Annotated in this window: 27 protein-coding genes; 21 read left to right on the top strand and 6 right to left on the bottom strand. The window is 45.3% G+C overall.

Annotated features, from left to right (window positions below):
* Nucleotides 1-36: 36 nt before the first annotated feature.
* From GQ359_RS06895 to fdx, 6 genes are read left to right on the top strand one after another with little or no spacing between them, the layout of a single operon-like run.
* Nucleotides 37-1296: an IscS subfamily cysteine desulfurase gene (locus GQ359_RS06895; RefSeq protein ID WP_371822420.1), complete on the top strand. Its 1260-nt coding sequence runs from the start codon at nucleotides 37-39 to the stop codon at nucleotides 1294-1296.
* Nucleotides 1297-1353: 57 nt separating this feature from the next.
* Nucleotides 1354-1740 (top strand): Fe-S cluster assembly scaffold IscU, encoded by a 387-nt coding sequence (gene iscU, locus GQ359_RS06890; RefSeq protein ID WP_215301395.1) that lies wholly within the window; start codon nucleotides 1354-1356, stop codon nucleotides 1738-1740.
* Between the two features lie 19 nt (nucleotides 1741-1759).
* Entirely contained in the window at nucleotides 1760-2083 is a 324-nt protein-coding gene (iscA, locus tag GQ359_RS06885; RefSeq protein WP_215301393.1) for an iron-sulfur cluster assembly protein IscA, read from the top strand.
* The gene (hscB, locus tag GQ359_RS06880) at nucleotides 2064-2588 is read left to right on the top strand and encodes a Fe-S protein assembly co-chaperone HscB (protein WP_251367848.1); all 525 of its coding nucleotides are present in this window, start codon (nucleotides 2064-2066) and stop codon (nucleotides 2586-2588) included. Before iscA ends, hscB begins: the two co-directional genes overlap by 20 nt.
* A gap of 18 nt (nucleotides 2589-2606) precedes the next feature.
* Nucleotides 2607-4472 (top strand): Fe-S protein assembly chaperone HscA, encoded by a 1866-nt coding sequence (hscA, locus tag GQ359_RS06875; protein ID WP_215386197.1) that lies wholly within the window; start codon nucleotides 2607-2609, stop codon nucleotides 4470-4472.
* 17 nt (nucleotides 4473-4489) lie between these two features.
* Nucleotides 4490-4828, top strand: a complete 339-nt coding sequence (gene fdx, locus GQ359_RS06870) for an ISC system 2Fe-2S type ferredoxin (RefSeq protein ID WP_215301387.1) — start codon at nucleotides 4490-4492, stop codon at nucleotides 4826-4828.
* A gap of 98 nt (nucleotides 4829-4926) precedes the next feature.
* On the opposite strand, the gene GQ359_RS06865 is transcribed toward fdx, so the two are convergent.
* The 3 genes from GQ359_RS06865 to GQ359_RS06855 all read right to left on the bottom strand — a co-directional run bounded on the left by GQ359_RS06865 (nucleotide 4927) and on the right by GQ359_RS06855 (nucleotide 7581).
* Nucleotides 4927-5271 (bottom strand): Rap1a/Tai family immunity protein, encoded by a 345-nt coding sequence (locus GQ359_RS06865; protein ID WP_215386195.1) that lies wholly within the window; start codon nucleotides 5269-5271, stop codon nucleotides 4927-4929.
* A 53-nt stretch (nucleotides 5272-5324) separates the two neighbouring features.
* Nucleotides 5325-6497 (bottom strand): DUF3300 domain-containing protein, encoded by a 1173-nt coding sequence (locus GQ359_RS06860; RefSeq protein WP_215301383.1) that lies wholly within the window; start codon nucleotides 6495-6497, stop codon nucleotides 5325-5327.
* A 175-nt stretch (nucleotides 6498-6672) separates the two neighbouring features.
* Nucleotides 6673-7581, bottom strand: coding sequence for a LysR substrate-binding domain-containing protein (locus GQ359_RS06855; protein ID WP_215386193.1), 909 nt, complete (start codon nucleotides 7579-7581; stop codon nucleotides 6673-6675).
* A gap of 84 nt (nucleotides 7582-7665) precedes the next feature.
* On the opposite strand from GQ359_RS06855, the gene GQ359_RS06850 reads away from it, so the two are divergent.
* The 7 genes from GQ359_RS06850 to GQ359_RS06820 are packed head-to-tail and all read left to right on the top strand — an operon-like array spanning nucleotide 7666 to nucleotide 13078.
* A complete protein-coding gene (locus GQ359_RS06850) occupies nucleotides 7666-8397 on the top strand; it encodes a succinate dehydrogenase/fumarate reductase iron-sulfur subunit (RefSeq protein ID WP_215386191.1) in 732 nt (243 codons plus the stop codon).
* Nucleotides 8394-8744, top strand: coding sequence for a succinate dehydrogenase (locus GQ359_RS06845; RefSeq protein WP_215386189.1), 351 nt, complete (start codon nucleotides 8394-8396; stop codon nucleotides 8742-8744). Before GQ359_RS06850 ends, GQ359_RS06845 begins: the two co-directional genes overlap by 4 nt.
* Nucleotides 8741-9100, top strand: coding sequence for a succinate dehydrogenase, cytochrome b556 subunit (gene sdhC, locus GQ359_RS06840; protein WP_215301377.1), 360 nt, complete (start codon nucleotides 8741-8743; stop codon nucleotides 9098-9100). Before GQ359_RS06845 ends, sdhC begins: the two co-directional genes overlap by 4 nt.
* 12 nt (nucleotides 9101-9112) lie before the next feature.
* Nucleotides 9113-9988, top strand: coding sequence for a fumarate hydratase (locus GQ359_RS06835; RefSeq protein ID WP_215386187.1), 876 nt, complete (start codon nucleotides 9113-9115; stop codon nucleotides 9986-9988).
* Nucleotides 9989-9996: 8 nt separating this feature from the next.
* Nucleotides 9997-10608: a fumarate hydratase C-terminal domain-containing protein gene (locus GQ359_RS06830; RefSeq protein ID WP_215386185.1), complete on the top strand. Its 612-nt coding sequence runs from the start codon at nucleotides 9997-9999 to the stop codon at nucleotides 10606-10608.
* Nucleotides 10605-12323 carry an L-aspartate oxidase gene (locus GQ359_RS06825; protein WP_215386183.1) on the top strand — a complete coding sequence of 573 codons (1719 nt, stop codon included), beginning with the start codon at nucleotides 10605-10607 and terminating at the stop codon, nucleotides 12321-12323. Before GQ359_RS06830 ends, GQ359_RS06825 begins: the two co-directional genes overlap by 4 nt.
* On the top strand, nucleotides 12323-13078 hold the full coding sequence (locus GQ359_RS06820; protein ID WP_371822470.1) for a sulfite exporter TauE/SafE family protein: 756 nt from the start codon (nucleotides 12323-12325) through the stop codon (nucleotides 13076-13078). The genes GQ359_RS06825 and GQ359_RS06820 overlap by 1 nt, the downstream gene beginning before the upstream one ends.
* A gap of 57 nt (nucleotides 13079-13135) precedes the next feature.
* Here the strand turns inward: GQ359_RS06820 and GQ359_RS06815 are convergent, their stop codons facing one another.
* Complete coding sequence (locus GQ359_RS06815) at nucleotides 13136-14122, bottom strand: tripartite tricarboxylate transporter substrate binding protein (RefSeq protein ID WP_215301364.1); 987 nt, start codon at nucleotides 14120-14122, stop codon at nucleotides 13136-13138.
* A 302-nt stretch (nucleotides 14123-14424) separates the two neighbouring features.
* Here GQ359_RS06815 and GQ359_RS06810 point away from each other — a divergent pair, with 302 nt between their 5' ends.
* From GQ359_RS06810 to GQ359_RS06790, 5 genes are read left to right on the top strand one after another with little or no spacing between them, the layout of a single operon-like run.
* Complete coding sequence (locus GQ359_RS06810) at nucleotides 14425-15435, top strand: Ldh family oxidoreductase (RefSeq protein WP_215386179.1); 1011 nt, start codon at nucleotides 14425-14427, stop codon at nucleotides 15433-15435.
* A gap of 33 nt (nucleotides 15436-15468) precedes the next feature.
* On the top strand, nucleotides 15469-15750 hold the full coding sequence (locus GQ359_RS06805; protein WP_015421504.1) for an SAF domain-containing protein: 282 nt from the start codon (nucleotides 15469-15471) through the stop codon (nucleotides 15748-15750).
* A gap of 42 nt (nucleotides 15751-15792) precedes the next feature.
* Nucleotides 15793-16965: a UxaA family hydrolase gene (locus GQ359_RS06800; RefSeq protein ID WP_215301361.1), complete on the top strand. Its 1173-nt coding sequence runs from the start codon at nucleotides 15793-15795 to the stop codon at nucleotides 16963-16965.
* Nucleotides 16966-16974: 9 nt separating this feature from the next.
* Complete coding sequence (locus tag GQ359_RS06795; protein WP_215386177.1) at nucleotides 16975-17694, top strand: GntR family transcriptional regulator; 720 nt, start codon at nucleotides 16975-16977, stop codon at nucleotides 17692-17694.
* Nucleotides 17695-17699: 5 nt separating this feature from the next.
* Nucleotides 17700-18692 carry a YeiH family protein gene (locus GQ359_RS06790; RefSeq protein WP_251367846.1) on the top strand — a complete coding sequence of 331 codons (993 nt, stop codon included), beginning with the start codon at nucleotides 17700-17702 and terminating at the stop codon, nucleotides 18690-18692.
* 5 nt (nucleotides 18693-18697) lie between these two features.
* Here GQ359_RS06790 and GQ359_RS06785 read toward each other — a convergent pair whose 3' ends face one another.
* Nucleotides 18698-18862, bottom strand: a complete 165-nt coding sequence (locus tag GQ359_RS06785) for a hypothetical protein (RefSeq protein WP_215387976.1) — start codon at nucleotides 18860-18862, stop codon at nucleotides 18698-18700.
* A 107-nt stretch (nucleotides 18863-18969) separates the two neighbouring features.
* Entirely contained in the window at nucleotides 18970-19746 is a 777-nt protein-coding gene (locus GQ359_RS06780) for a ferredoxin--NADP reductase (RefSeq protein WP_215386175.1), read from the bottom strand.
* Nucleotides 19747-19897: 151 nt separating this feature from the next.
* Here GQ359_RS06780 and GQ359_RS06775 point away from each other — a divergent pair, with 151 nt between their 5' ends.
* From GQ359_RS06775 to GQ359_RS06765, 3 genes are all read left to right on the top strand, one after another.
* On the top strand, nucleotides 19898-20170 hold the full coding sequence (locus tag GQ359_RS06775) for a hypothetical protein (RefSeq protein WP_215386173.1): 273 nt from the start codon (nucleotides 19898-19900) through the stop codon (nucleotides 20168-20170).
* Nucleotides 20171-20362: 192 nt separating this feature from the next.
* Complete coding sequence (locus GQ359_RS06770) at nucleotides 20363-22090, top strand: nitrite/sulfite reductase (RefSeq protein WP_215386171.1); 1728 nt, start codon at nucleotides 20363-20365, stop codon at nucleotides 22088-22090.
* Between the two features lie 13 nt (nucleotides 22091-22103).
* A complete protein-coding gene (locus GQ359_RS06765; RefSeq protein WP_215386169.1) occupies nucleotides 22104-22646 on the top strand; it encodes a DUF934 domain-containing protein in 543 nt (180 codons plus the stop codon).
* The last annotated feature ends 6 nt before the right edge of the window (nucleotides 22647-22652 follow it).

The raw sequence follows: 22652 nt of genomic DNA, 5'->3' as shown, positions 1-22652 counted from the left end.
ATTAACTTCTTAGTCTATTAATCGATAAGTAAAAAAATGAACGCACCACAAGAGATTCCTCAGCAGCCGATACCCATGTTTAGTCCTAAACACTTCCCGGTATACATGGACTACTCAGCTACTACGCCGATTGACCCGCGTGTAGTGGACAAGATGTTGCCGTACTTGCGTGAGCAGTTTGGTAATGCAGCATCTCGCAGTCATGCCTATGGTTGGGCTGCAGAAGAAGCCGTTGAGTGGGCGCGTTCAGAAGTTGCTCAGCTAGTTCATGCAGATCCAAGAGAGATTGTGTTTACTAGTGGCGCTACTGAAAGTATTAACCTGGCACTCAAAGGTGCCGCCCACTTTTACAAAGAGCGCGGCAATCACATCATTACTGTGAAGACTGAGCACAAGGCTACCTTGGATACTTGCCGTGAGCTCGAGCGCGAAGGTTTTGAAGTAACTTATCTAGACGTTTTGCCAGATGGTCTGATTGATTTTTCTCAGCTTGAAGCGGCTATGAAACCGGGCACCATCCTGGCTTCAGTGATGTATGTCAATAACGAGATTGGTGTGGTGCAAGACATTCCGCGCATTGGTGAATTGTGCCGTTCCCGTGGTGTGATATTCCATGTGGATGCAGCGCAAGCTACTGGCAAAGTAGAAATCGATCTAGAGAAAACTAAAGTAGATTTAATGAGCTTTTCTGCTCATAAAACTTATGGTCCAAAAGGAATTGGCGCTTTGTTTGTTCGTCGCAAACCCCGTATCCGCATTGAAGCGCAGATCCATGGTGGTGGACATGAGCGCGGTATGCGTTCAGGTACTTTGGCAGTTCACCAGATCGTAGGTATGGGGGAAGCCTTCCGTATCGCTCGCATCGAAATGGCTGAAGAGAACGCGCGCATTCGTGCATTGCGCGATCGCTTGCTGACTGGTCTAAAAGATATTGAAGAAGTCTATGTCAATGGCGACATGGATGATCGTGTTCCACATAACCTCAATATTAGTTTTAACTATGTTGAAGGTGAATCGATGCTGATGGCATTGAAAGATTTGGCTATCTCATCTGGATCTGCATGTACTTCAGCATCTTTAGAGCCTTCTTATGTGCTGCGTGCGCTTGGTCGTAATGATGAATTGGCTCACAGCTCAATTCGTTTTACCCTGGGACGTTTTACTACTGAGCAAGAAGTAGATTTCACAATCAAATTAGTGAAAGAGAAGATTGCGAAGTTACGTGAGCTCTCCCCGCTTTGGGAAATGTTTAAAGATGGTATTGATCTCAGTACCATCCAGTGGGCGGCGCACTAAACCGTATTGAAGATAGTTAAGCTAAACAATAGATAAAAGAAATAACGAGGAAATACCATGGCATATAGCGACAAAGTAATTGATCATTATGAAAATCCCCGCAACGTCGGTTCTTTTGAGAAGGGTGACGACCAAGTGGGTACTGGCATGGTCGGTGCGCCAGCTTGTGGCGACGTCATGAAATTACAAATCCGCGTAAATGATCAGGGTGTCATTGAAGATGCCAAGTTCAAGACTTATGGCTGCGGCTCTGCCATTGCATCTTCTTCATTGGTAACTGAGTGGGTTAAAGGCAAAACTTTGGATCAAGCTTTGGAGATTAAGAACTCCTTAATTGCGGAAGAGTTAGCTTTGCCGCCTGTAAAAATTCACTGCTCTATTTTGGCTGAGGACGCCATCAAGGCAGCAGTGGCTAATTACAAAGAAAAGCATCCAGCCAAGTAAAGATAAAGAGGCATTCATCATGGCAATTACCTTGACCGATAAAGCAGCAAAGCACGTACAGCGCAATTTGGATAAGCGTGGAAAAGGTTGTGGCTTGCGCTTAGGTGTTCGCACGACAGGTTGCTCTGGCTTGGCTTATCAACTGGAGTATGTGGATGAGGCAGCTCCAGAGGATACGAAGTTTGAATCCAATGGCATCACCATTTTTATTGATCCTAAGAGTTTGGCCTACTTAGATGGCACTGAATTAGATTTTGTGCGCGAAGGTTTGAACGAAGGCTTTAAGTTTCAGAATCCGAATGTAAAAGATGAGTGTGGTTGTGGTGAATCCTTCCGCGTCTGACGATTACTTTCGTTTCTTTGGTTTAGATCAGCAATTCAAATTGGATTTGTCTGCATTAGATCAGGCTTATCTAGCAATTCAAAAAGAAGTGCATCCGGATCGCCATGCACGTGGTAGCGATACCGAGCAGCGTTTGGCTATGCAAATGGCTACCTTAGCCAACACAGCCTTTCAGACTCTCAAGAACCCTGTTCAGCGCGGCCTTTATCTTTGCCAGCTTCATAATGTGGATGCTCGCTTAGAAACGAATACTGCTATGCCAGCCGCTTTCTTAATGAAGCAAATGGAATGGCGTGAATATCTTGAAGATCATGATGAGGACATCAGCGCATTAGAAGCTTTAGCTGAAGAAGTTGAAGAATCCAAGCGTGATACCTTGGCTGAAATCACACAAGCGATTGATGGAGCTAAGAACTATGAGCGTGCTGCCGAGTTACTCAGAGGTCTGCTATTTATTGATAAGTTTGCGCTTGAGCTAGATGATGCTATCTCAGCCTTGGTATAGCTTTACACTCTAGTCCCCATGGCCTTATTACAAATCTCCGAACCTGGTAAATCGCTTGCTCCGCATCAACGTCGGATTGCGGTGGGTATTGATCTAGGTACCACCAACTCTTTGGTGGCAATTGTTCGAGATGCTTTACCTAAGGTGCTTCCTGATTCAGAAGGGCGAGAATTACTCCCCTCAGTAGTACGTTACTTGCCTAATGGTAGAACCCAAGCTGGCTTTGAGGCAATTGAAAGCATTGTTTCTGATCCAAAGAACACGATTGTTTCTGTCAAACGTTTTATGGGTCGCGGTATCGTCGATGTCGAAAACATTGAAAGTACTCCTTATGACTTTGTAGACGAGCCGGGCATGTTGAAGTTACGTACAGTGGCTGGCGATAAAAGTCCTATTGAAGTGTCTGCGGAAATTCTGGCGCGTTTACGTCAATTGGCTGAAGACTCAGTGAATGATGACATCGTTGGTGCGGTCATTACTGTTCCCGCCTATTTTGATGATGCGCAACGACAAGCCACTAAAGATGCCGCTAAGTTGGCTGGAATAGAAGTATTGCGTTTGCTCAATGAGCCTACTGCTGCTGCTATTGCTTATGGTCTAGATAACGCTTCAGAAGGTATCTACGCGGTCTATGACCTTGGTGGTGGCACATTTGACATCTCAATTTTGAAAATGAGTAGAGGTGTATTTGAAGTGCTCTCTACTGGTGGTGACTCCGCCTTAGGTGGGGATGACTTCGATCATCGTCTCTATTGCTGGGTGATCGAACAAGCCAAACTTCCGCCACTCTCAATTCAGGATCATCGCAGACTATTGCTTTCTTGCAAGCATGCAAAAGAGCAATTGAGTCACAACCCTTTGGCTCGTGTTCATGAAACGCTTACTGATGGCACGGTGGTGAATGTAGGCATCAGTCAGGCACAGTTCTTTGAGATTACTCAGAACCTCATCAACAAAACTTTAGTTGCAGTAAAGAAGGCCTTGCGTGACGCTGGCCTTAAGGCGGACGAAGTTAAGGGTGTGGTGATGGTGGGTGGCGCAACTCGCATGCCTCATGTCCAGCGCGCTGTTGGGGAACTCTTTGGTACCAAGCCTTTAAATAATCTCAATCCAGATCAAGTAGTTGCTTTAGGCGCTGCTATGCAAGCGGATTTGCTTGCCGGCAATCAAAGTAAAGATGATGAGTGGCTTTTGTTGGATGTGATTCCACTGTCTCTTGGTATTGAAACCATGGGTGGCTTGGTGGAAAAAATTATTCCACGTAATACGCCAATTCCAGTAGCGCGTGCTCAAGATTTCACGACATTTAAAGATGGTCAAACAGCCTTGGCTATTCAGGTAGTGCAGGGTGAGCGTGAGTTAGCGCAAGATTGCCGTTCATTAGGCAAGTTTGAGTTACGTGGCATTCCGCCAATGGCTGCTGGAGCTGCTCGCATTCGAGTGACTTTCCAGGTAGATGCCGATGGCTTGCTTTCAGTTAGTGCAACAGAGCAGGGTTCTGGCGTGCAGGCATCAATTGATATTAAGCCTTCTTATGGTTTAACCGATGCCGAGATTGCACGTATGCTGCAAGATGGTTTTGCTTCTGCCAAGGTGGATCTTTTGGCAAGATCTTTGCGTGAAGAACAGGTGAATGCGCAGCGACTATTAGATGCCGTTCAAACCGCATTGAATTCTGATCGAGGATTATTAACCCCTCAAGAGCAGGCTGCAGTAGATCATGAGATGGCCACTTTGCAAACGATTCTTACGGAAGAAACCGATAGCGATATTCTCAGAAAGGCAGTTGATCATGCAGCAAAGGCGACCGATGATTTTGCCCAAAAGCGCATGAACTCTAGTATTCAGAAGGCCTTAGCTGGCAAGAATGTTGCAGAAATTTAAGAAAAGAAATTATTAAAATGACTCAGATAGTTGTTCTACCCCATAGTGAATATTGCCCAGAAGGTGCTGTAGTTGAGGTAACTCCCGGCACTTCTATTTGTGAAGCGCTGCTAGAGAATAATATTCCGATTGAGCACGCCTGCGATATGGTCTGCGCTTGCACTACCTGTCACGTGATTGTGAAAGAGGGTTATCAGAGTCTTAATGAACCAGATGAGAATGAAGAAGATTTATTGGACCGTGCGTGGGGCCTAAACCCTCAGTCTCGTTTATCTTGCCAGGCTATTGTTGCGCGTCAGGATTTGGTGATTGAGATTCCAAAGTATTCGATCAATCACGCAAAAGAAAATCACTGATTTTTTAACCCCCCTTTAAAAACAGAAGATATAAAAAAGCCACCTTATCAGGTGGCTTTTGTCATCCAATCATCTGATTGGCAATGAGATGCAGGGTATTACTTTCCGCAAGGAAATACGCCCTCTAAAAATTTCAACATTGTTTCTGCTGCAGACTTTGGTCCATTGGCCGGATTTGCATTAGCCCAAGCAATGTATTCATCAACTACTTGGATGCGCGATGGTGCAGGTTGCTTGACGCAAATCTTAGTTGGAGCAGTTTTTGAGTTGCGGGTTGCAAGGTAAGTGTCATAAACAGCTTGGCCGTAAATTTGGCAAGTGATGTTGCTACTGCCTTCGCCTTGGCAGTGTTTCAATAATTCTTCGGTGGTAGTTGCATTAGCTGTTTGCAGGGTAGTCGCCATTCCAAGAACTAGGCTAGCAGCAATAAAAAACTTCTTCATGTTTATTCCTTTAATCAAATTTTGTATATATCAATTTAGATGGGTATGGGTAATTAGCGGCGGCCGCGGAAACCACCACCGCCAAAGCCGCCATGACCACCGCCAAAGTGATCGCCGCCACCATCAAAGCGAGCACCGCGTGTATCGCCAAAGCCACCACCACCGCCAAATCGATCTCCACTAGAGGGCCGGCTGGCAGTTTTATCGCCACCGCCAAAATTACCACTGCGGTCAGCGCCGCTTCGGTCACCCATTCGGTCTCCGCCCGAACGATTGCCGCTCATATCTCCGCGTTGGAGGTTCTGACGCAATTGATCTCGTTCAGCATTACGATTCCCACTGCCCGCACCACCTAGGTTTGCATTGCGGCGCTGTTGATCTGGTTTCCAGTCGCTAGATCCGCTATTACGATTGCCATTCCAGTTGTTATTGGTGTTCTTATTGAAATTGTTGAAGTTATTGTTATTTACGGTTAATGACCCACCGCCGTAACCACCTCCCCAGTGACAGCCGCCCCAAAGTGCCGCTCCAACTGCCATGCCAACACCAAAGGACAGTAGCGCTGTGCCAGCTACATATCCAGGTGGATAGTATGCGTATGGAGGGTAGGCTGGGTATGCCCATGCGCCATAAACCACAGCTGGGTTGTAAGTGGGAACATAGACGACTTGTGGGTTCGCGGGCTCAATGATGATGGTCTGAGTGCTGCCACTGCCTTGAGTGCTCACTGTCTGCTGAGAGTTTGACTCTAATGTGCCGGCTTTTTTCGCCTTGGCACGCAATGCTTGAATAGCATTCATGGCATCAGATTGCTGAGCCAATACTGCGTTGCCAAGTTGCTGGGTCCAGCTTAACTGGGAGCCCATCATCTCGAGCACCGGTGGAAAAGACACTAATGATTTGACACTGGCGTCCCAATTTTGTTGTTGCAATGCTTTATTGAGCGCATCACCTTTCAGGTTGGCATTAGATTTAACCCAATTGGAGGCTTCTGCAATCTCCAAAGGATAGGTGGATGCCATTAGTACTTGTGAAACTAGTGCATCTGGGTAGAGTGCAATCGGCGCTACTAGGGCCTCTAGTTGTGCTTGCGTAAGCTTTGCTGCTTGTTGTTGGCTGCTATTTTGAGCAAATGCCACTGGGGCCGCAGCTGGAAGAGCTAGGGCAGCCGTGAGAAGACTTGCGATTAAGCGAGAGGGTATTCTCGCTTTCTTTGATGCCACCATTGGCACTCCTTCATTGGGGGGTTAATAAATAAGGTTCATTCTACTAAATAGAGCTATTTGCACCAAATTGAAGCATATCGCACTTAAAGCAAGCAAACCAATCGTGGAGAGAGGAGGTTGGGGGATAACATTAACTCGTTGTTCATTCTTTAGTTTTACCTCCATAGATTTACTTTCAAACCACCCCGCGGGGTGGTTTTTCTTTTGTGCTGACTTGCTCTAAAAAATACTTTTTTATTTCTTGAGTCATGTTTTGACGGGAGTGCTTACGTTTTTCTAGTAAACCAACTTTTCTGTAAATTGTTTTGCCAGGTAGTTCGGATATTTTGAGTTGGCGGTCGCTTTCCCAGGAGATATTGGCTAGCTTGGGAACAATAGAGTAACCAAGCCCTTGGCGCACTAGCTCAATGATGGCCTCAACTGAATTGAGTTCCATACCCTCTTTAACGTTTAACTTACTTGATCGAATAGTTTGATCTACCAGATGACCTGTCCAAGTGTTTCTCTCAAAGCGAATAAACGGTAAGTCGTTTGCGATATTTTTAGGATCTGCACCTTTTGCGTTTTTAACTGTAGGGTAAATCAAGACCATGGGTTCGGTGTACAACTCCGTCCACTGAATATTTTGCGGTAACGCATATGGGGACTCAGTAACAATCGCTGCATCTAAACTACCTTCCAGCACTTGATCTAAAAAGTTGCTGGATAGACCCGCTATTAGCTTTACCTCAAGACTGGGATAGGTCTGCTTGAGTTTATTGAGAGTGCTGCCAAAGGCTCCCATCAAGGTTGAAACAAGAGCCCCCAAAACAATAGTTCCACTGAGCTCGGACTTCAATTCAGAACCCAGGGCCTCATACCGCGCGACAATCTCTTGAATAGGCTCTATTAACGATCTGCCCTGGTGATTTAGGCTAAGAGAGCGCTTGGTTCTATCAAATAACTCTACGCCAAGCTCAGACTCCAACTGTGCAAGTTGCTGGCCTGCTGCTGCGGCCGTGAGCCCAATTTCTTTAGCTGCAGCCGCGACACTCTTGTGCCTTGTTATTGCTAGAAAGTTTTTTAGTATCCGAATGCTAGACATGGCAATATTTATATAAAATTATTCTTTATCTCAAAGAAAATTATATTCGATTTATTTTTTATTATCTATCGATATAATGAATCCATGCCAAATTCAGATCTCAAGGTAAAAGTCTGGCGCGGTGCTCAAGAAGGCGAGTTTGTTGAGTATTTAGTGCCACGTAATCCAAATCAAACGGTTTTGGATGTGGTGACCTACATTCAGCGAAAGTTAGACCCAACTCTCAGCTATCGCTTTGCTTGTCGAGTTGGTATGTGTGGCTCTTGCGCCATGACCGTCAACGGTGTTGCTCGCTGGACTTGCCGCACCCATGTCTCTCAAATTGTTGAGGGTGATGCGTTAGAGATTGCACCATTAAATAATCTTCCTGTCATTAAAGATCTCGCTACAGATATGCGTGAGTTCTTTAATAAGTGGAAAGGTGCTGTTGGCTTCTTTAAGGGTGATAAAACCCGTCATGATGATTTTGCAAAAGTTGAGCCAGAGTCAACCGAGCGCCAATTGGCAAATGCCGGTATTGAGTGTATTGGTTGTGGAGTCTGCTATTCCTCTTGTGAGGTGGTTGAAAAACGTCCTAACTATCTTGGTCCTGCAGCTTTGAATCGTGCTTGGACACTAACAAATGACATACGTGATGTGCAGCAATTGGATCGCCTGCGTGCAGTTGCTGGTGACGAAGGCTGTCATGCATGCCATACGCACGGATCCTGTACTGAGCGCTGTCCGAAAAAGCTTGAGCCTACAGCCAGTATTGCCGGCCTTAAGAAATTAGTAGCCAGAGCTGCGGTACGTGGCAGTAAATGGGGCAAGTTATGAGCCAAGCAGTTTTGCAGGCCAAGCTTTGGTATGCCCAAAGAATTAGCGCCATGATTTTGGGGCTCTGTGTCAGCATTCATCTCATTATTATTTTCTACGCAATACGCGGCGGGCTAAGTGCTGAAGAGATCCTGGGCCGCACACAAGGCAATATTGCTTTCGCTGTTTTTTACGAGATTTTTGTCTTAGCTTGCTTTGTGCATGCACCTATTGGCTTGGCTAATATCTTGGAAGAAACTTTTTCGAAGGGCTTGCTCTCCAAGGCTTTGTCTTCAATCCTCGCAGCACTCATACTCGTTCTCGGAACTACAGCTGTTGTTGGCGTGTATACCGGAGGCGCTCTATGAGTTCTCGACCAAAAATTGACTTACGCGCAAAGAGTCATCTCTCCTATTTTGCTTATGCGTGCCATCGCTTCTCAGGATTACTTTTGGCTTGTTTCATCCCTTTGCATTTCTTAATGCTTTCTCAGTCTTTGCGCGGAGCTAGTGGCTTTGAGCGCTATTTGGGGTTAACCGATTTTTGGGTATTCAAATTTGGTGAATGGGCACTCGTTATTTTGCTAGCCATTCATTTAGTTGGTGGGATTCGACTACTCATGATTGAGTTTGGTCCATGGCGCGGTCTTCGTAAGGCTTGGACACAGGCAGCCATCTTATTCGGCATCGCTTGCGGACTTCTATTTTTGTATTTAGCAAACTGATTGGGTAATGTGATGCAGTTACAAATGAAAGCAGTTGAAGAGGCTTGTAAGGAGCTTTATATCCGAGCATTAAAAGTTCTGCCAGATGATGTGAAGGCTGGTATCGAGCGTTTAAATCAAGGTGAGACAGATGCGCGTGCCCAGGTTGTCTTAAAAACCATGATCACTAATATTTCAGTAGCCGAGCGCGAGGATAATTTACTTTGCCAAGATACTGGCTTGCCGATTTACAAAGTGAAGATTGGTCGTAATGTTCAGCTTGACGGCATGGAGCTAAAGGCGGCGATTCGCAAGGGTTGTGAACGTGCTACTACCGAATATCCATTGCGATCTTCTGTAGTCCACCCAATCACTAGAAAAAATAATCACACTTCTTGCGGCATTGATATGCCTGCAATCAGCATTGATTTTTGTGATGACGATCAAATGCTTGAAATTGAGATGGTCCCCAAAGGAAGTGGCTCAGAAAATAATTCTTTTTTGAAGATGGCCATTCCTGCTGATGGTATTAATGGCGTAAAAGCCTTTGTGATTGAAAGCGTTGTTTCTGCTGGAGGCAAAACTTGCCCGCCAACCATTGTTGGAGTTGGTATTGGCGGCACTTCAGAGCAATGTGTTGCAATGGCTAAGCGTGCTGCTACAAGGGCATTAGGTACTGTTTGTAGCGATGAAGAGGGTGCTAAGTTAGAACAAGAATTAACGGCCGCCGTGAATAAATTAGGTATTGGCCCTCAAGGCTTGGGTGGCGATGGCACGGCATTTGCTGTTCATGTAGAGCTTGCTCATACACACATCACATTAAATCCCGTAGCTGTCAATATGCAGTGCCACTCGGCTCGTAGAGCGCGAGCAACTTTTACGCCTGACGGTGTGACTTACGGGTTCTAGGAGCAAAGATGGCCCATTACAACCTTCCAACTCCTGTTAGCGAAGCTGATATTCGTAAACTTCGCATTAACGACACAGTAACGTTGCAAAACACTTTGTTTGGTATTCGAGATGCCACGCAGATTCACTTATTCGATAAAGGCCGGAAAACTCGATTTGATTTGAGTGGCCATGCTGTCATCCATACGGCACCTAATGTACGCAAAGTTCCGGTTAGCACAGAATTTCCAGCTGGCTATCAGCCAATCTGCATTGGCACAACTACCTCAGATCGCATGGAGCGGTTTACCCGCCCATTAATGACTGAAAATGGCGTTCGCATGATTGTTGGTAAGGGTGGTATGCGAGAAGGGTCTGCGGCAGCCTTTCAGGAAATTGGCGGCGTGTATCTTGCAATTATTGGTGGCACAGCAGCGCTTGAGACGACTTGGATTGAGCAGATTGAAGATGTAGACATGGATGACCTCAATCCAGAGTCTCTCTGGCGTTTCAAGATTAAAGATTTTGGCCCTTTGCTAGTGGCGATGGATAGTCATGGCGGAAGTATTTATCAAGAAGTTAAAGGTGATGTTGCTCGTAATAAAGAGGCTGTATTGAAGAGTTTTGGAATTGCATCATGAATATCTCCACGCTTGAAACGGACATCCTGATTCTGGGTTCTGGTGGCGCAGGACTATTTGCAGCTTTGCATGCACATCAAACCAATCCAAATCTTCACATCACTATTGCTGTAAAGGGTCTGCTTGGTAAGTGCGGTTGTACCCGCATGGTTCAGGGTGGTTACAACGTAGCGTTAGCTGAAGGTGACTCTGTAGAGCGTCACTTTATGGATACGATTGAGGGCGGCAAGTGGTTATCCGATCAAGAGCTTGCATGGACTTTGGTCAGTAAGGCTGTAGAACGTATTCATGAGCTGGAAAATGAGCTCGGTTGTTTCTTTGATCGCAATCCAGATGGGACTGTGCATCAAAAAGCATTTGCAGGACAAACATTTGATCGCACAGTTCATAAGGGTGATTTAACTGGAATTGAAATTATTAATCGTCTTGCCGAACAAGTATGGGCAAGAGGCATTCATCGTCTCGAGGAGCACAGGGCTGTTGAATTGATTCATAGTACAGATGGCAAATTCCTTGCTGGCGTCCTAATGCTCAATATGCAAACTGGTCAGTTCACTCTCGTACGTGCTAAGGCAGTCCTTTTAGCCACGGGTGGTGGACCTACTATGTATAAGTATCACACCCCTTCAGGCGATAAGAGTTGTGATGGCTTGGCTATGGCGCTACGCGCAGGCCTTACTCTGCGTGACATGGAGATGGTGCAGTTCCATCCAACAGGAATGTTGGCAGGGCCTGGAACTAGGATGACTGGTACTGTTCTTGAGGAAGGTCTGCGTGGTGCAGGCGGATATTTACTCAATGGCAATCATGAGCGATTTATGGGTAACTATGATCCTCGTAATGAGCGTGCTACACGAGACATTGTTTCGAGATCGATTAACTCAGAGATTCGGGCTGGTAGAGCAACACCTAATGGTGGTGTTTATATTCAGATGAGTCATCTAGGGCCCGATAATGTCCGTCAGCAATTTAAGGGTATGGTTGAACGTTGCGCTGATAGCGGATTTGATCTTGCTGGCGACTTGGTGGAGGTGGTGCCAACAGCACACTACATGATGGGTGGCCTAGTATTTAAAAAAGATTGCAGCACAGAGTTGCCGGGATTATTTGCTGCTGGTGAAGATACCGGCGGTGTGCATGGTGCTAATCGCTTGGGTGGCAATGGGGTAGCTAATTCCACTGTGTATGGCGGTATTGCGGGTGAAGAGATGGCCAAGTGGGTGACTTCACAATCTTTCCAAGAGTGCAATATGTCGGAGGTTCTAGCTAGCATTGAAGCTCACGAATCTCCTCTCAAGAAACCTGCAGGTGATATTGAGATGATTCGCGATGCTCTGGCAGAGTGCATGTGGGACGATGTTGGAATTTCACGTAGCAGAGACAATTTGATTCAGGCTCGAGTTAAATTGGATGAATTAGAGCGGCAGTTGGATCAAATGGGTGTCGGCGATATTCAGAGGCAGTACAGCATTACTTGGCAGGATTGGATGAATTTACGCAATTTGATCCTAGTGAGTAAGGCGGTAACTGAGGCGGCTCTCTCAAGAGAAAATTCAAGAGGTGCTCACTATCGCGATGATTTCCCCGAGCCGGGGCCATTGGAGAGTTCCTATTTCACTGCGGTGCAGTTAAGCGATCAGGGCTTAAGAATTGAAAATAGACCAGTTCAATTCACCATGATTAAGCCAGGCGAGACGATCTTAGTTGAGAGTTAATTATTTTTGATTTAATCGAACCACTCTCATTTGCGCTAGCAGTATTAATTGTTCTGTGCGCATTCTTTATCTTTGGGGTGTCAGGATTCGGATCCTCAATAGTGGCAGTCCCACTCCTGGTTCAGATGTACCCCTTAAAAGTAGTTGTGCCAATGATGGTATTGGTTGACATCTGCGCTTCCTTGTATGTTGGCAGGAAGTCCTCAGGTGACGCCGATATTCAAGAGCTGAAATGGCTATTTCCTTTTAGCGTTATGGGTATGTTCTTGGGAATTTTTTTGCTGGTTAAATCCCCAAGCGAACCTTTGTTATTGATTCTTGGATTATTTGCAGCGGTTAATGGCGTAAGGGTTCTCATTCAAAGGAATGTTGAAACGAGAGACCCCATTAGTAAATGGTGGGCATTACCCCTTGGTTTTTTGGGGGGTGCATTTACTGCGCTCTTTGCTACCGGTGGACCACTGTACGTCTCTTATCTAGGTCTTCGTATTAACAACCCTAAGATATTGCGCGCAACCATGGCGTTTGCCATCTTTATGTTGACCTTCTTGCGACTGATTCTGATGCTGGTAACTGGTCTGATATTAAGTTGGGAGGTAATCGGTTTGGCCGTGCTTCTGATGCCGGTAGCCTTTTTGGGAATATGGACTGGCACGCATGTCCATACCAGGCTGAGTAATTCCATGATGCGTATGGCCTACGGCTTAATCTTGGTATTTGCTGGTGCAATACTATTAATTAGACAGATTGCATAATTAATAGCGATAAAAAAAGCGAGGACGAATCCTCGCTTTTAAAAAATGCTTCAGATACTACTGGGTACTAATGTTGCGACCCTTAATCACTTTTTCCCAGTTAGCTGACTCAGCTTTGATTTGGGCATTAAATTCATCTTGAGTGTTAACAATAGGAGTGAGGCCATTCATATCCAAACTCTTTTTCATGGCTTCAGAGTTAACAGCTTTTACTGTAGCAGCGTAGATCTTATCGGTAATAGCCTTAGGAGTGCTAGCAGGAGCTACTAAACCGAACCAACCAGTGCTCTCAAATCCAGGGATACCACTTTCTGCGACAGTAGGAACATCAGGTAACTGTTTAACACGCTTAGAGCTAGTCACTGCGATAGGCTTAATCTGACCATTTTTTGCGAAGCCAGTAGCGGCAGTGAGGTTGCCAACCATAAAGTCAATTTGACCTGCTACTAAATCATTAATGGCGGCTGACTCACCTTTATATGGTACGTGGGTCGCTGGGATGTTTGCAGCATAGGTCAGATTTTCACCAGCCATGTGGACTTGGCTGCCAATACCTGCAGATCCAAAATTGAGATCCTTTGTTTTAGCGTAGGTAATGAACTCATTTAAATTCTTGACTGGAATTTTGTTGCTTACTGAAAGCATCATTGGACCGCTAGCCACATTGGTGATGTTTACAAAATCTTTGCTGTAATTAACAGGCAGTCTTTTGTAGAGATTAGGGTTTACTGTCAACATACTTCCGGAAGCAAGCATGATGGTGTAGCCGTCAGCAGGTGACTGCGCCACAAATTCAGCTGCGATGTTTCCGCCGGCCCCGCCTTTATTTTCAACAACGACGTTTTGCCCTAGATCCTTAGTTAATTGCTGCGCTAAGAGTCTTCCGAGAATGTCTGTAGTTCCCCCCGCATTAAAGGGAATGATTAATTTAATTGGCTTGGTGGGCCAAGATTGTGCTGTTGCTAGCTGTGGTAGCGCAAGGGTGAGTGCGCCGGCTAGTAAAACTAAACGTCTACTGAACTTATATTTTTCAATCTTAAACATCGGTGACCTCCAGTGGTAATTTGATCTTTGTATCTTATCTACTTAGACATCAAAAAAATACGCTTAATTGCTATTGTTTAGTTATATGCTTATATGTCACTACTGTCTCCTCCAACCATCATGATGCGCCACTTTGTATTCGTTGCGCTGCACAATGGATTACTGCTTGCAAGATATCTAAATCATCTATATGATTCAGATATGTCATCTATTTTGATCCTTAACAATCATTTAAGTCAAGCCTCTAAAACCCTGTGTTTGAAAGAATTGATTTTCATTGTTCTTGTTTTTAAGGCGTCAGCATGAATCTCACTTATTCTCAAATGCATGATTTAGCCGAGGCTGGTCTCAGAGCCTCTGGAATAGGCAGTAAGGCTGCTAATGAAACTGCACAGTTTCTAGCCCTAGCAGAATTAGATGGGCTTTCTTCCCATGGCTTGGCTAGGGTTGCGCAATATGCTGCACATGCAAAAAATGGCCGTATTGAGCTTGACCCCAAAATGAAGGTGCGACCTTTCAAGACTGCCGCGGCATTGGTGGATGCTTGTGATGGGCTAGCATTTCCAGCACTTCGTTTTGCGACTGACCTTTCTGTAAATTTGGCATCCAAAAATGGGCTTGGTCTGGTGGCGGTAAATAATAGTCATCATTTTGGAGTTGCTGGCCACTACGTTGAGGCCGCCGCCCGTGCCGGCTACATTTCCTTGTTATTTGGCAATACCCCCGCCGCGATGCCAATGGTTGGTGGTACTCGGGCTATTTTTGGTACCAACCCTCTCGCTGCCGCATTTCCGATTGGAAGTGTCGATCCCTTGGTGATTGATATGTCTCTTTCTGCTGTTGCGCGTGGCAAATTATTGATTTCAGCTAAAAATGGCCAATCCATTCCTGAGGGTTGGGCTCTAACTGCTCAGGGTAAGCCCACAACTGATCCTCAGGAGGGTCTCAAGGGATTGATGGTTCCTTTGGGTGGCGATAAAGGTGCATTGCTGGCGCTGATTGTTGAGTTGTTGGTAGTAGGACTTTCTGGCAGTCGCTTCTCCTATGAGGCGGATTCCTTTTTTGATGCTAAAGGCAACCGTCCGCGTATCGGCCAGTTGATATTAACCATTGATCCTGGCTTATCAGGCCCTTCAATCTTTGCCAGCAGAATGAGCGATTTATTACAAACTCTGGCTGAAGATTCTGGCACCCGCCCGCCAGGTCAGCGACGTTTTAAACAGCGTGCTATGGGCCTTGAGAATGGCGTCACAGTTTCTGATGTAGTTGTGGAAGAAATTCAAACTGGTATTCGCCAGTTATGGACTAAGTAGTTTTTTATAAATGAGATTATTGAGGAGATAGTAATGATCCACTTTGTCGTGCATGAGCCAGCAGATGGCGTAGGTGTAGTAGTAGTTGAGGGTGTCAAAGCCGGGACTGATTTGATTGGTTGGGTGATGGATGGTGACCTAACTTTAAATATCAAGTCGGAGAGTGATATTCCTATTGGCCACAAAATTTCATTGAATGATTTCAAGCCAGGTGACACTGTAATGAAATACGGCGTTGATATTGGCAAGGTGGTAGCTCCAATTAAAAAAGGTGAGCACCTTCACGTTCAAAACGTTAAAACTAAGCGCTGGTAATCCGGCACCTTATTTACCTATTCATTGAGAGAGATATAAAAAATGACCAATTTAAAAGACGCGACCTTTTTAGGCTACCGCCGCGAAAACGGCCGCATGGGTATTCGTAATCATGTATTGATTTTGCCTTTAGATGACTTGTCTAACGCGGCTTGTGAAGCAGTAGCAAACAACATCAAAGGTGCAATGGCAATCCCGCACTCCTATGGCCGTTTGCAGTTCGGAGCTGACTTAGACTTGCATTTCCGCACCTTAATTGGAACTGGCTGCAACCCTAACGTAGCTGCAGTCGTAGTTATTGGTATTGAGCCACAGTGGACAAAGATTGTTGTAGACGGCATCAAAGCTTCTGGCAAGCCAGTAGAAGGCTTCTGGATTGAAGGTAATGGCGACACTGCAACTATTGCTTCTGCAAGCAAAGCTGCCTACAGCATGATGAAGCATGCATCTAAGCAAAAACGCGTGTCTGCACCTCTATCCGAGTTGTGGGTATCTACTAAGTGTGGCGAGTCCGATACCACTTCTGGTTGCGGTGCAAACCCAACTGTTGGTGATGCATTCGATAAGCTTTATGAAATTGGCTCTACCTTGGTATTTGGTGAGACTACCGAGTTAACTGGTGGTGAGCATTTAGTTGAGGCACGTTGCCGCACTCCTGAAGTAAAGAAAAAGTTTCGCGAGATGTTTGACCGTTACCAGGATGTGATTGAGCGTCACAAGACGAGCGATTTGTCTGACTCTCAGCCAACCAAAGGCAATATTGCAGGTGGTTTAACAACTATCGAAGAGAAAGCCCTCGGCAATATCCAAAAAATTGGTAAAAAATGTATTGTGGATAGCGTGCTTGATAAAGGTGAAGAGCCAAAGATTCCTGGACTGCATTTTATGGACTCATCATCAGCAGCAGCTGAAATGGTAACTCTGTGTGCTGCAGCTGGTTTCGCGGCCCATTTCTTCCCGACAGGTCAGGGTAACGTGATTGGCAATGCCATTCTTCCGGTAATTAAGATTTGCGCAAATCCAAAGACTGTTCGTACGATGGGTGAGCACATTGACGTTGATGTGTCCGGCCTATTGCGTCGTGAAGAGAATATGGATGATGCAGGTAACAAGCTATTGGACTGCTTAAAGCGGACAGCTGATGGTGAGTTGACTGCTTCTGAGATTCTCGGTCACCGTGAGTTCGTATTAACACGTTTGTACGAATCAGCTTAAGACTTAGCAATGAAATCCCTGACCGCTTATCAAGAAGTAAAGCAAAAGATCACCGAAGATCTGGTCAGGGGTCGATATCCTATGGGGCAGGCATTGCCTGCTGAAAAGGATTTATCAAAAGAATTGGATGTATCTATAGGAACCCTGCGCAAAGCGGTAGATGAGTTAGTCGCGGAAGGTATCGTGGTCCGTCGCCAAGGCAGGGGAACCTATGTTGTTGAGCATGACCTCAAAAGACTGTTGTATTACTTCTTCCATGTTGTGAAGCATGACATCGAAAAGAAGGTTTACCCCAAGGTTGAACTTGCATCCCTCAATAGTGCTGCTGCAAATAAAGAAGAGGCTGGTAAGTTGCAAATCAAGGAGGGTACTCCAGTTTGGAGAATTACGAACCGCCTTTCTCTTGAGGGGCGATGCGTCATGATCGATCAGATTACCTTGGACAAGAAACGGTTTAAAAATCTCACGCGTTCAGATTTTATTGATCGAACTGGCAGTATCTATCAGATGTATCAAGCGCAGTATGGACAGACGGTTGTTCGCAGTAGTGAGCGTCTTCGCGCCGGGCTAGCTGGTAAGCAGCATGCTGAATGGCTTGGCCTGAATGCGGATTCGCCGGTCTTAATCATTCGAAGGGTTGCCTTAGGCCTTCAAGATGATCCGATAGAGTGGCGCGTCTCTACACTCAATACCACGCAGCATGAGTATTTCAGTGAGTTGGTGGTTTAACTTTCATGCTCAAATCAACGCAAAAGAATATTCCAGGCCTGATGGTCTGTTTAGTAATTGCCATGTCAACCAGTTTTCTGTCTGAAAATTATGGTGGCCCGCAATTGTTATATGCCCTGTTGATTGGTTTGTTACTCCACTTTTTATATCTCAACGATACAGTCAAGCCAGGAATCGATTTTTGCGCCAAAACAGTTTTGCGTTTGGGTGTCGCTTTGTTAGGTATTCGAATTACATTTGCCGATATTGGTGCAATTGGTATCAATACTGGATTAATGGTGATGTTTGCAGTAGCTGCCACCGTATGCCTTGGCTTCTTCATAGCAAAATTTTTAAAGCTCTCACCAGATTTTGGTTTGATTGCTGGTGGATCAGTGGGTATCTGCGGTGCATCCGCGGCCCTGGCAGTGGCATCTGTGCTTCCTAAAACCAAAGAGAACGAGCGGTTTACCTTGCTGGTGGTGGTCGGTGTTACCGTACTCTCCACTATTGCCATGGTGCTTTATCCATTTGCATTACAACTATTGAGTATTAACTCTTTGCCGGCTGGAATCTTTTTAGGCGCAACAATTCATGATGTTGCGCAGGTGGTTGCTGCTGGGATGTTATTTGGACCTGAGGCAGGGGATGTCGCTACGGTTGTAAAGCTATTCCGGGTTGCACTCCTTCTGCCGGTGGTTTTGTTTATTTCTATTTTCTTTGGCGCCGAGAAATCATCTCAGCGTTTAGGTTGGGGGAGCTTACGATTAATCCCAACATTTTTACTGGGATTTGTAGCCCTATCTATCGTTGCTTCGATGCAGATACTGCCACTACAAGTTACTCAATCCATCGCTGATTTATCTCGTTGGATGCTGGTAATCGCTATTGGGGCGGCTGGACTAAAAACCAATTTTCAGGAACTGGCTAAACTTGGTTGGCAGCCTGTCGTGATGCTGGTTGTTGAAACTATTTTTATAGCCACCATCGGCTTAATTTTCATTACTAGTTCTCTGTAATTTATTTAAGCATAAGAGTTTTCAAACTCTTCCATCTTGATGGTCGTCATCAGGAATAAAATTCTGCGTTGAAAGCTCTTTCGTTCAGCTACATTTTCATGCGGCAACTGATCGTGCTCTTTCAGCAGCTTAGTAATGATTGGGTTGTAATGCTCGCGTACGGGGGACATCTCTTTATTCCTTGGTAAATATCTTGTTAAAGATAATTTACCAAGGGGTCTCTATATCCACAAGAAATATATCCCTATAAGCTAATTACTTTCGGGTATAAAAAGTATTACTTTTCCACAAAGGCGCGCTCAAACACATAATCACCTAATTGACCTAGGCTCGGAGAAACCTTGAAGCCTTTGGCATCGAGCATCTCTGCAGTCTCTTTGAGCATAGAGGGGCTGCCACAGATCATCGCACGATCTACTGCTGGATCTAGTGGGGGCAAACCAATATCTTTAAAGAGTTGGCCAGATTCAATGGCGGTAGTTAAACGGCCGGTGTGCTTGAATGCTTCGCGTGTAACAGTTGGGTAGTAGATCAATTTTTCACGAATGATTTCACCAATGTATTCATCTTGAGTGAGCTCATTCTTAATGTAATCACCATAAGCCAGTTCGCTCACTAAACGTACACCATGAATGAGTACGACTTTTTCAAACTTCTCGTAAGTATCTGGGTCGCGAATGATGCTCATGAATGGCGCTAACCCTGTACCCGTACTAAACAGGTAGAGATGTTTGCCTGGATTTAGGTCATCAATGACCAAGGTGCCAACAGATTTTTCGCTCACTAAAATAGGATCGCCAATCTGAATTTTCTGGAGGCGTGAGGTGAGGGGGCCATCTTGAACCTTGATGCTCAAGAACTCTAAGTGCTCTTCATAATTAGGGCTCGCCACACTATAGGCGCGAACCAAAGGCTTGCCTTCAACCTCTAAGCCAATCATTAGAAAATGCCCGCTACGAAAGCGTAGGCCCTTGTTTCTAGTGGTAGTGAAGCTAAAAAGGGTGTCATTCCAGTGATGAACAGTAAGGACGGTTTCGGTGTTGTAGGCTGCCATAAATGCTTGATTAGTGAGGTGTAAACCTTAATTATCCTCATTCTGAGCATGGTTCTATAGATATAAAAGTATTTAGCTTATAAAAAGGGATTCTTTTACTTATAAACGCCAAGCCCATAAGATCCTCATGTACCTATTTAAAGGAAGTCTTATGTCCACAAAGCCAACGAGCGAAAAATCTTTATTTTTAGCCTTAGCTAGAGTTTTACTGGGTTTGGCTCTTTTGAGCTTATCTACTCATCTTGCCCTGGAAAGCGCTAGCTATCTTGAGGTGCTTAACCAAAGTGGCCTTAATCAATTCCATGCTTTTGGTTTATTGGTCTGCGTTAGCTTTTTTTCGGGAGTGTTTTTAATTGCTCAGCATGTACTGGCTCAGGATCGGGCTTATGTTGATGAGGCTTTTGAAAAGGCCATTACTTACTAATTGAAGAAGGTTGTAGGCCTATCCATGTATAGGGGCTCCTCAGAATTTAGCGTCTAGCTCTCAACCCCAATCTTTTCCTGTCAGCAGTCTCTAGATAGTTAAGCGAGAACCATCTATATATCAATAAAGATATATAGATTCTACATTTAATTATTTGTTGAAATATGACTAAAACTAGACAATGTGCAGGCTATGTATAAATACGACCATATTGACCAAACGCTGGTAGATCAGCGGGTTACCCAATTTCGAGACCAGGTTGAGCGCCGCCTTAACGGCACTCTCGCTGAAGAAGAATTCCGCCCACTCCGGCTTCAAAACGGCCTCTACCATCAGCGGCATGCTTACATGTTGCGCGTTGCTATCCCATATGGCTTATTGAGTTCTAGACAGTTACGTACTCTCGCTTTCATTGCGGATAAGTATGACCGTGGTTATGGCCACTTTACGACTCGTCAAAATATTCAATTTAACTGGGTGGAGCTGGAACAGACTCCCGATATCTTGGCTGAGCTAGCCAAAGTCGAGATGCATGCCATTCAAACTTCGGGGAACTGTATTCGTAATATTACGAGCGATGCTTTTGCCGGAGTCGCGGCTGATGAATACGTCGACCCTAGACCTATCTGTGAATTACTCCGTCAATGGTCAACACTCCATCCAGAGTTTGCGCACTTGCCACGTAAGTTCAAATTTGCCATTAACGGTGCCAAAGAAGATCGCACTGTATTGCTTTGTCATGACGTGGGTATAGAGCTTCAGAAAAATCCCAACATCAACAATGGTGAGTTGACGGCAAATATCTATGCTGGTGGTGGCATGGGCCGTACCCCGATTCTGGGTTCCTTGATTAAAAAAGATGTGCCATGGCAAGTCCTACCCAGCTACTTAACAGCACTTCTAAGGGTCTATAACCGATTTGGTCGGCGTGACAATCTGTATAAGGCGCGGATCAAGATTTTGGTCAAGGCTTTAGGTCCAGAAGAATTCGCACGGCAAGTGGAGGGTGAGTGGACTCAACTGCATAATGCAACTAAGCAGGGTAAAGATAACTTCTCACAAGCTGAGTGGGAGCGTGTCGCTAAGCACTTTACCAAGCCAAGTTACAAAACACTTCCAGCATTGAGTGATGAGCAATTACAGTCTCATGCCGAATCTAGGTTAGATGCCAATGAGAAGATTGCATTTACTCGCTGGCTAGAGCGCAACGTAAGGCCGCACCAAGTCCCTGGTTACGCCCCAGTCATTTTGTCGCTTAAGCCACATGGCACTGCTGCTCCTGGCGATGCCACTAGCGCGCAAATGAATGCCATCGCTGACTTAGCCGACCAATATAGTTTTGGTGAGCTTCGTGTAACGCATGAACAAAATTTAGTTTTAGCTGATGTGGAGCAAGCAGAGTTGTTGAATCTTTGGCGCGCCGCTAAAAACTATAATTTAGTACTGCCTAATATTGGCTTGCTCACAGATATCATTGCCTGCCCAGGCGGTGACTTTTGCTCACTAGCCAATGCCAAATCTTTGCCGATTGCTAAAGCAATTCAGGAGCGATTTGATGACTTGGATTATTTGCATGACTTAGGTGATATCACCTTAAATATCTCTGGCTGTATCAATTCCTGCGGCCATCATCACGTTGGCAATATCGGAGTACTCGGCGTTGATAAGGATGGCGAAGAGTGGTATCAGATTACATTAGGTGGTGATCAAGGTAATGATGCATCTATCGGAAAAGTCATTGGACCTTCTTTCTACGCTAATGAAATTCCGGATGTGATGACTAGCATCATCAACACTTATGTAGAGCAGCGCTCGACTGACGAACCATTTATTGAGACCTATCGCAGATTGGGTGTGATCCCATTTAAGGAAGCCGCCTATAAAAATAATGGCAAACACTCCAAGGGCGCAGCGGTCTAATTACAAATACACTATGAACCAAAAAATTATTTATTACCCTAAAGACGGAAAGCCAAATTTGATTGCCAATGAGTGGCAGGTATGGGATGGCGAACGCGATGAAGGTGGCATTCCAGATTTGGAGCATGGCTTTCATAAGGTTCTAGTGCCATTCCATTGGTGGATTACACGCTATAAAAATGCTGACATTATTGAACGTGCCAATAAAGGCGAGATTGGTGTTTGGTTTGCTGCCGATGATGACATTCTGAAGCACTCTGAAATCATTGAAGAGGGCAAATCTTTCTGGCCAGTGATTGGGGCGCATTTCCCTATTTTTAGAGATGGTAGAAGCTTTAGTACTGCCGCTTTACTAAGAGATCGCTTTGAGTGGCAGGGTGAGGTGCGTGCCATTGGCGATGTCTTGATTGATCAACTCTTACAAGGTGCGCGGGTTGGCTTTGATGCCTTTGAATTACGCCCCGATCAAAACCTCGATATTGCCCTCAAGCAGTTTGATCTTTTTTCGGTAGTGACGCAAAACAGCTGGCGCGATCAACGCGCCACCATTGCTTAAGCACCT

The sequence above is a fragment of the Polynucleobacter sp. AM-7D1 genome (genome assembly GCF_018688455.1).
Classification (GTDB): domain Bacteria; phylum Pseudomonadota; class Gammaproteobacteria; order Burkholderiales; family Burkholderiaceae; genus Polynucleobacter.
This window is presented reverse-complemented; position numbering and strand designations above follow the sequence as displayed.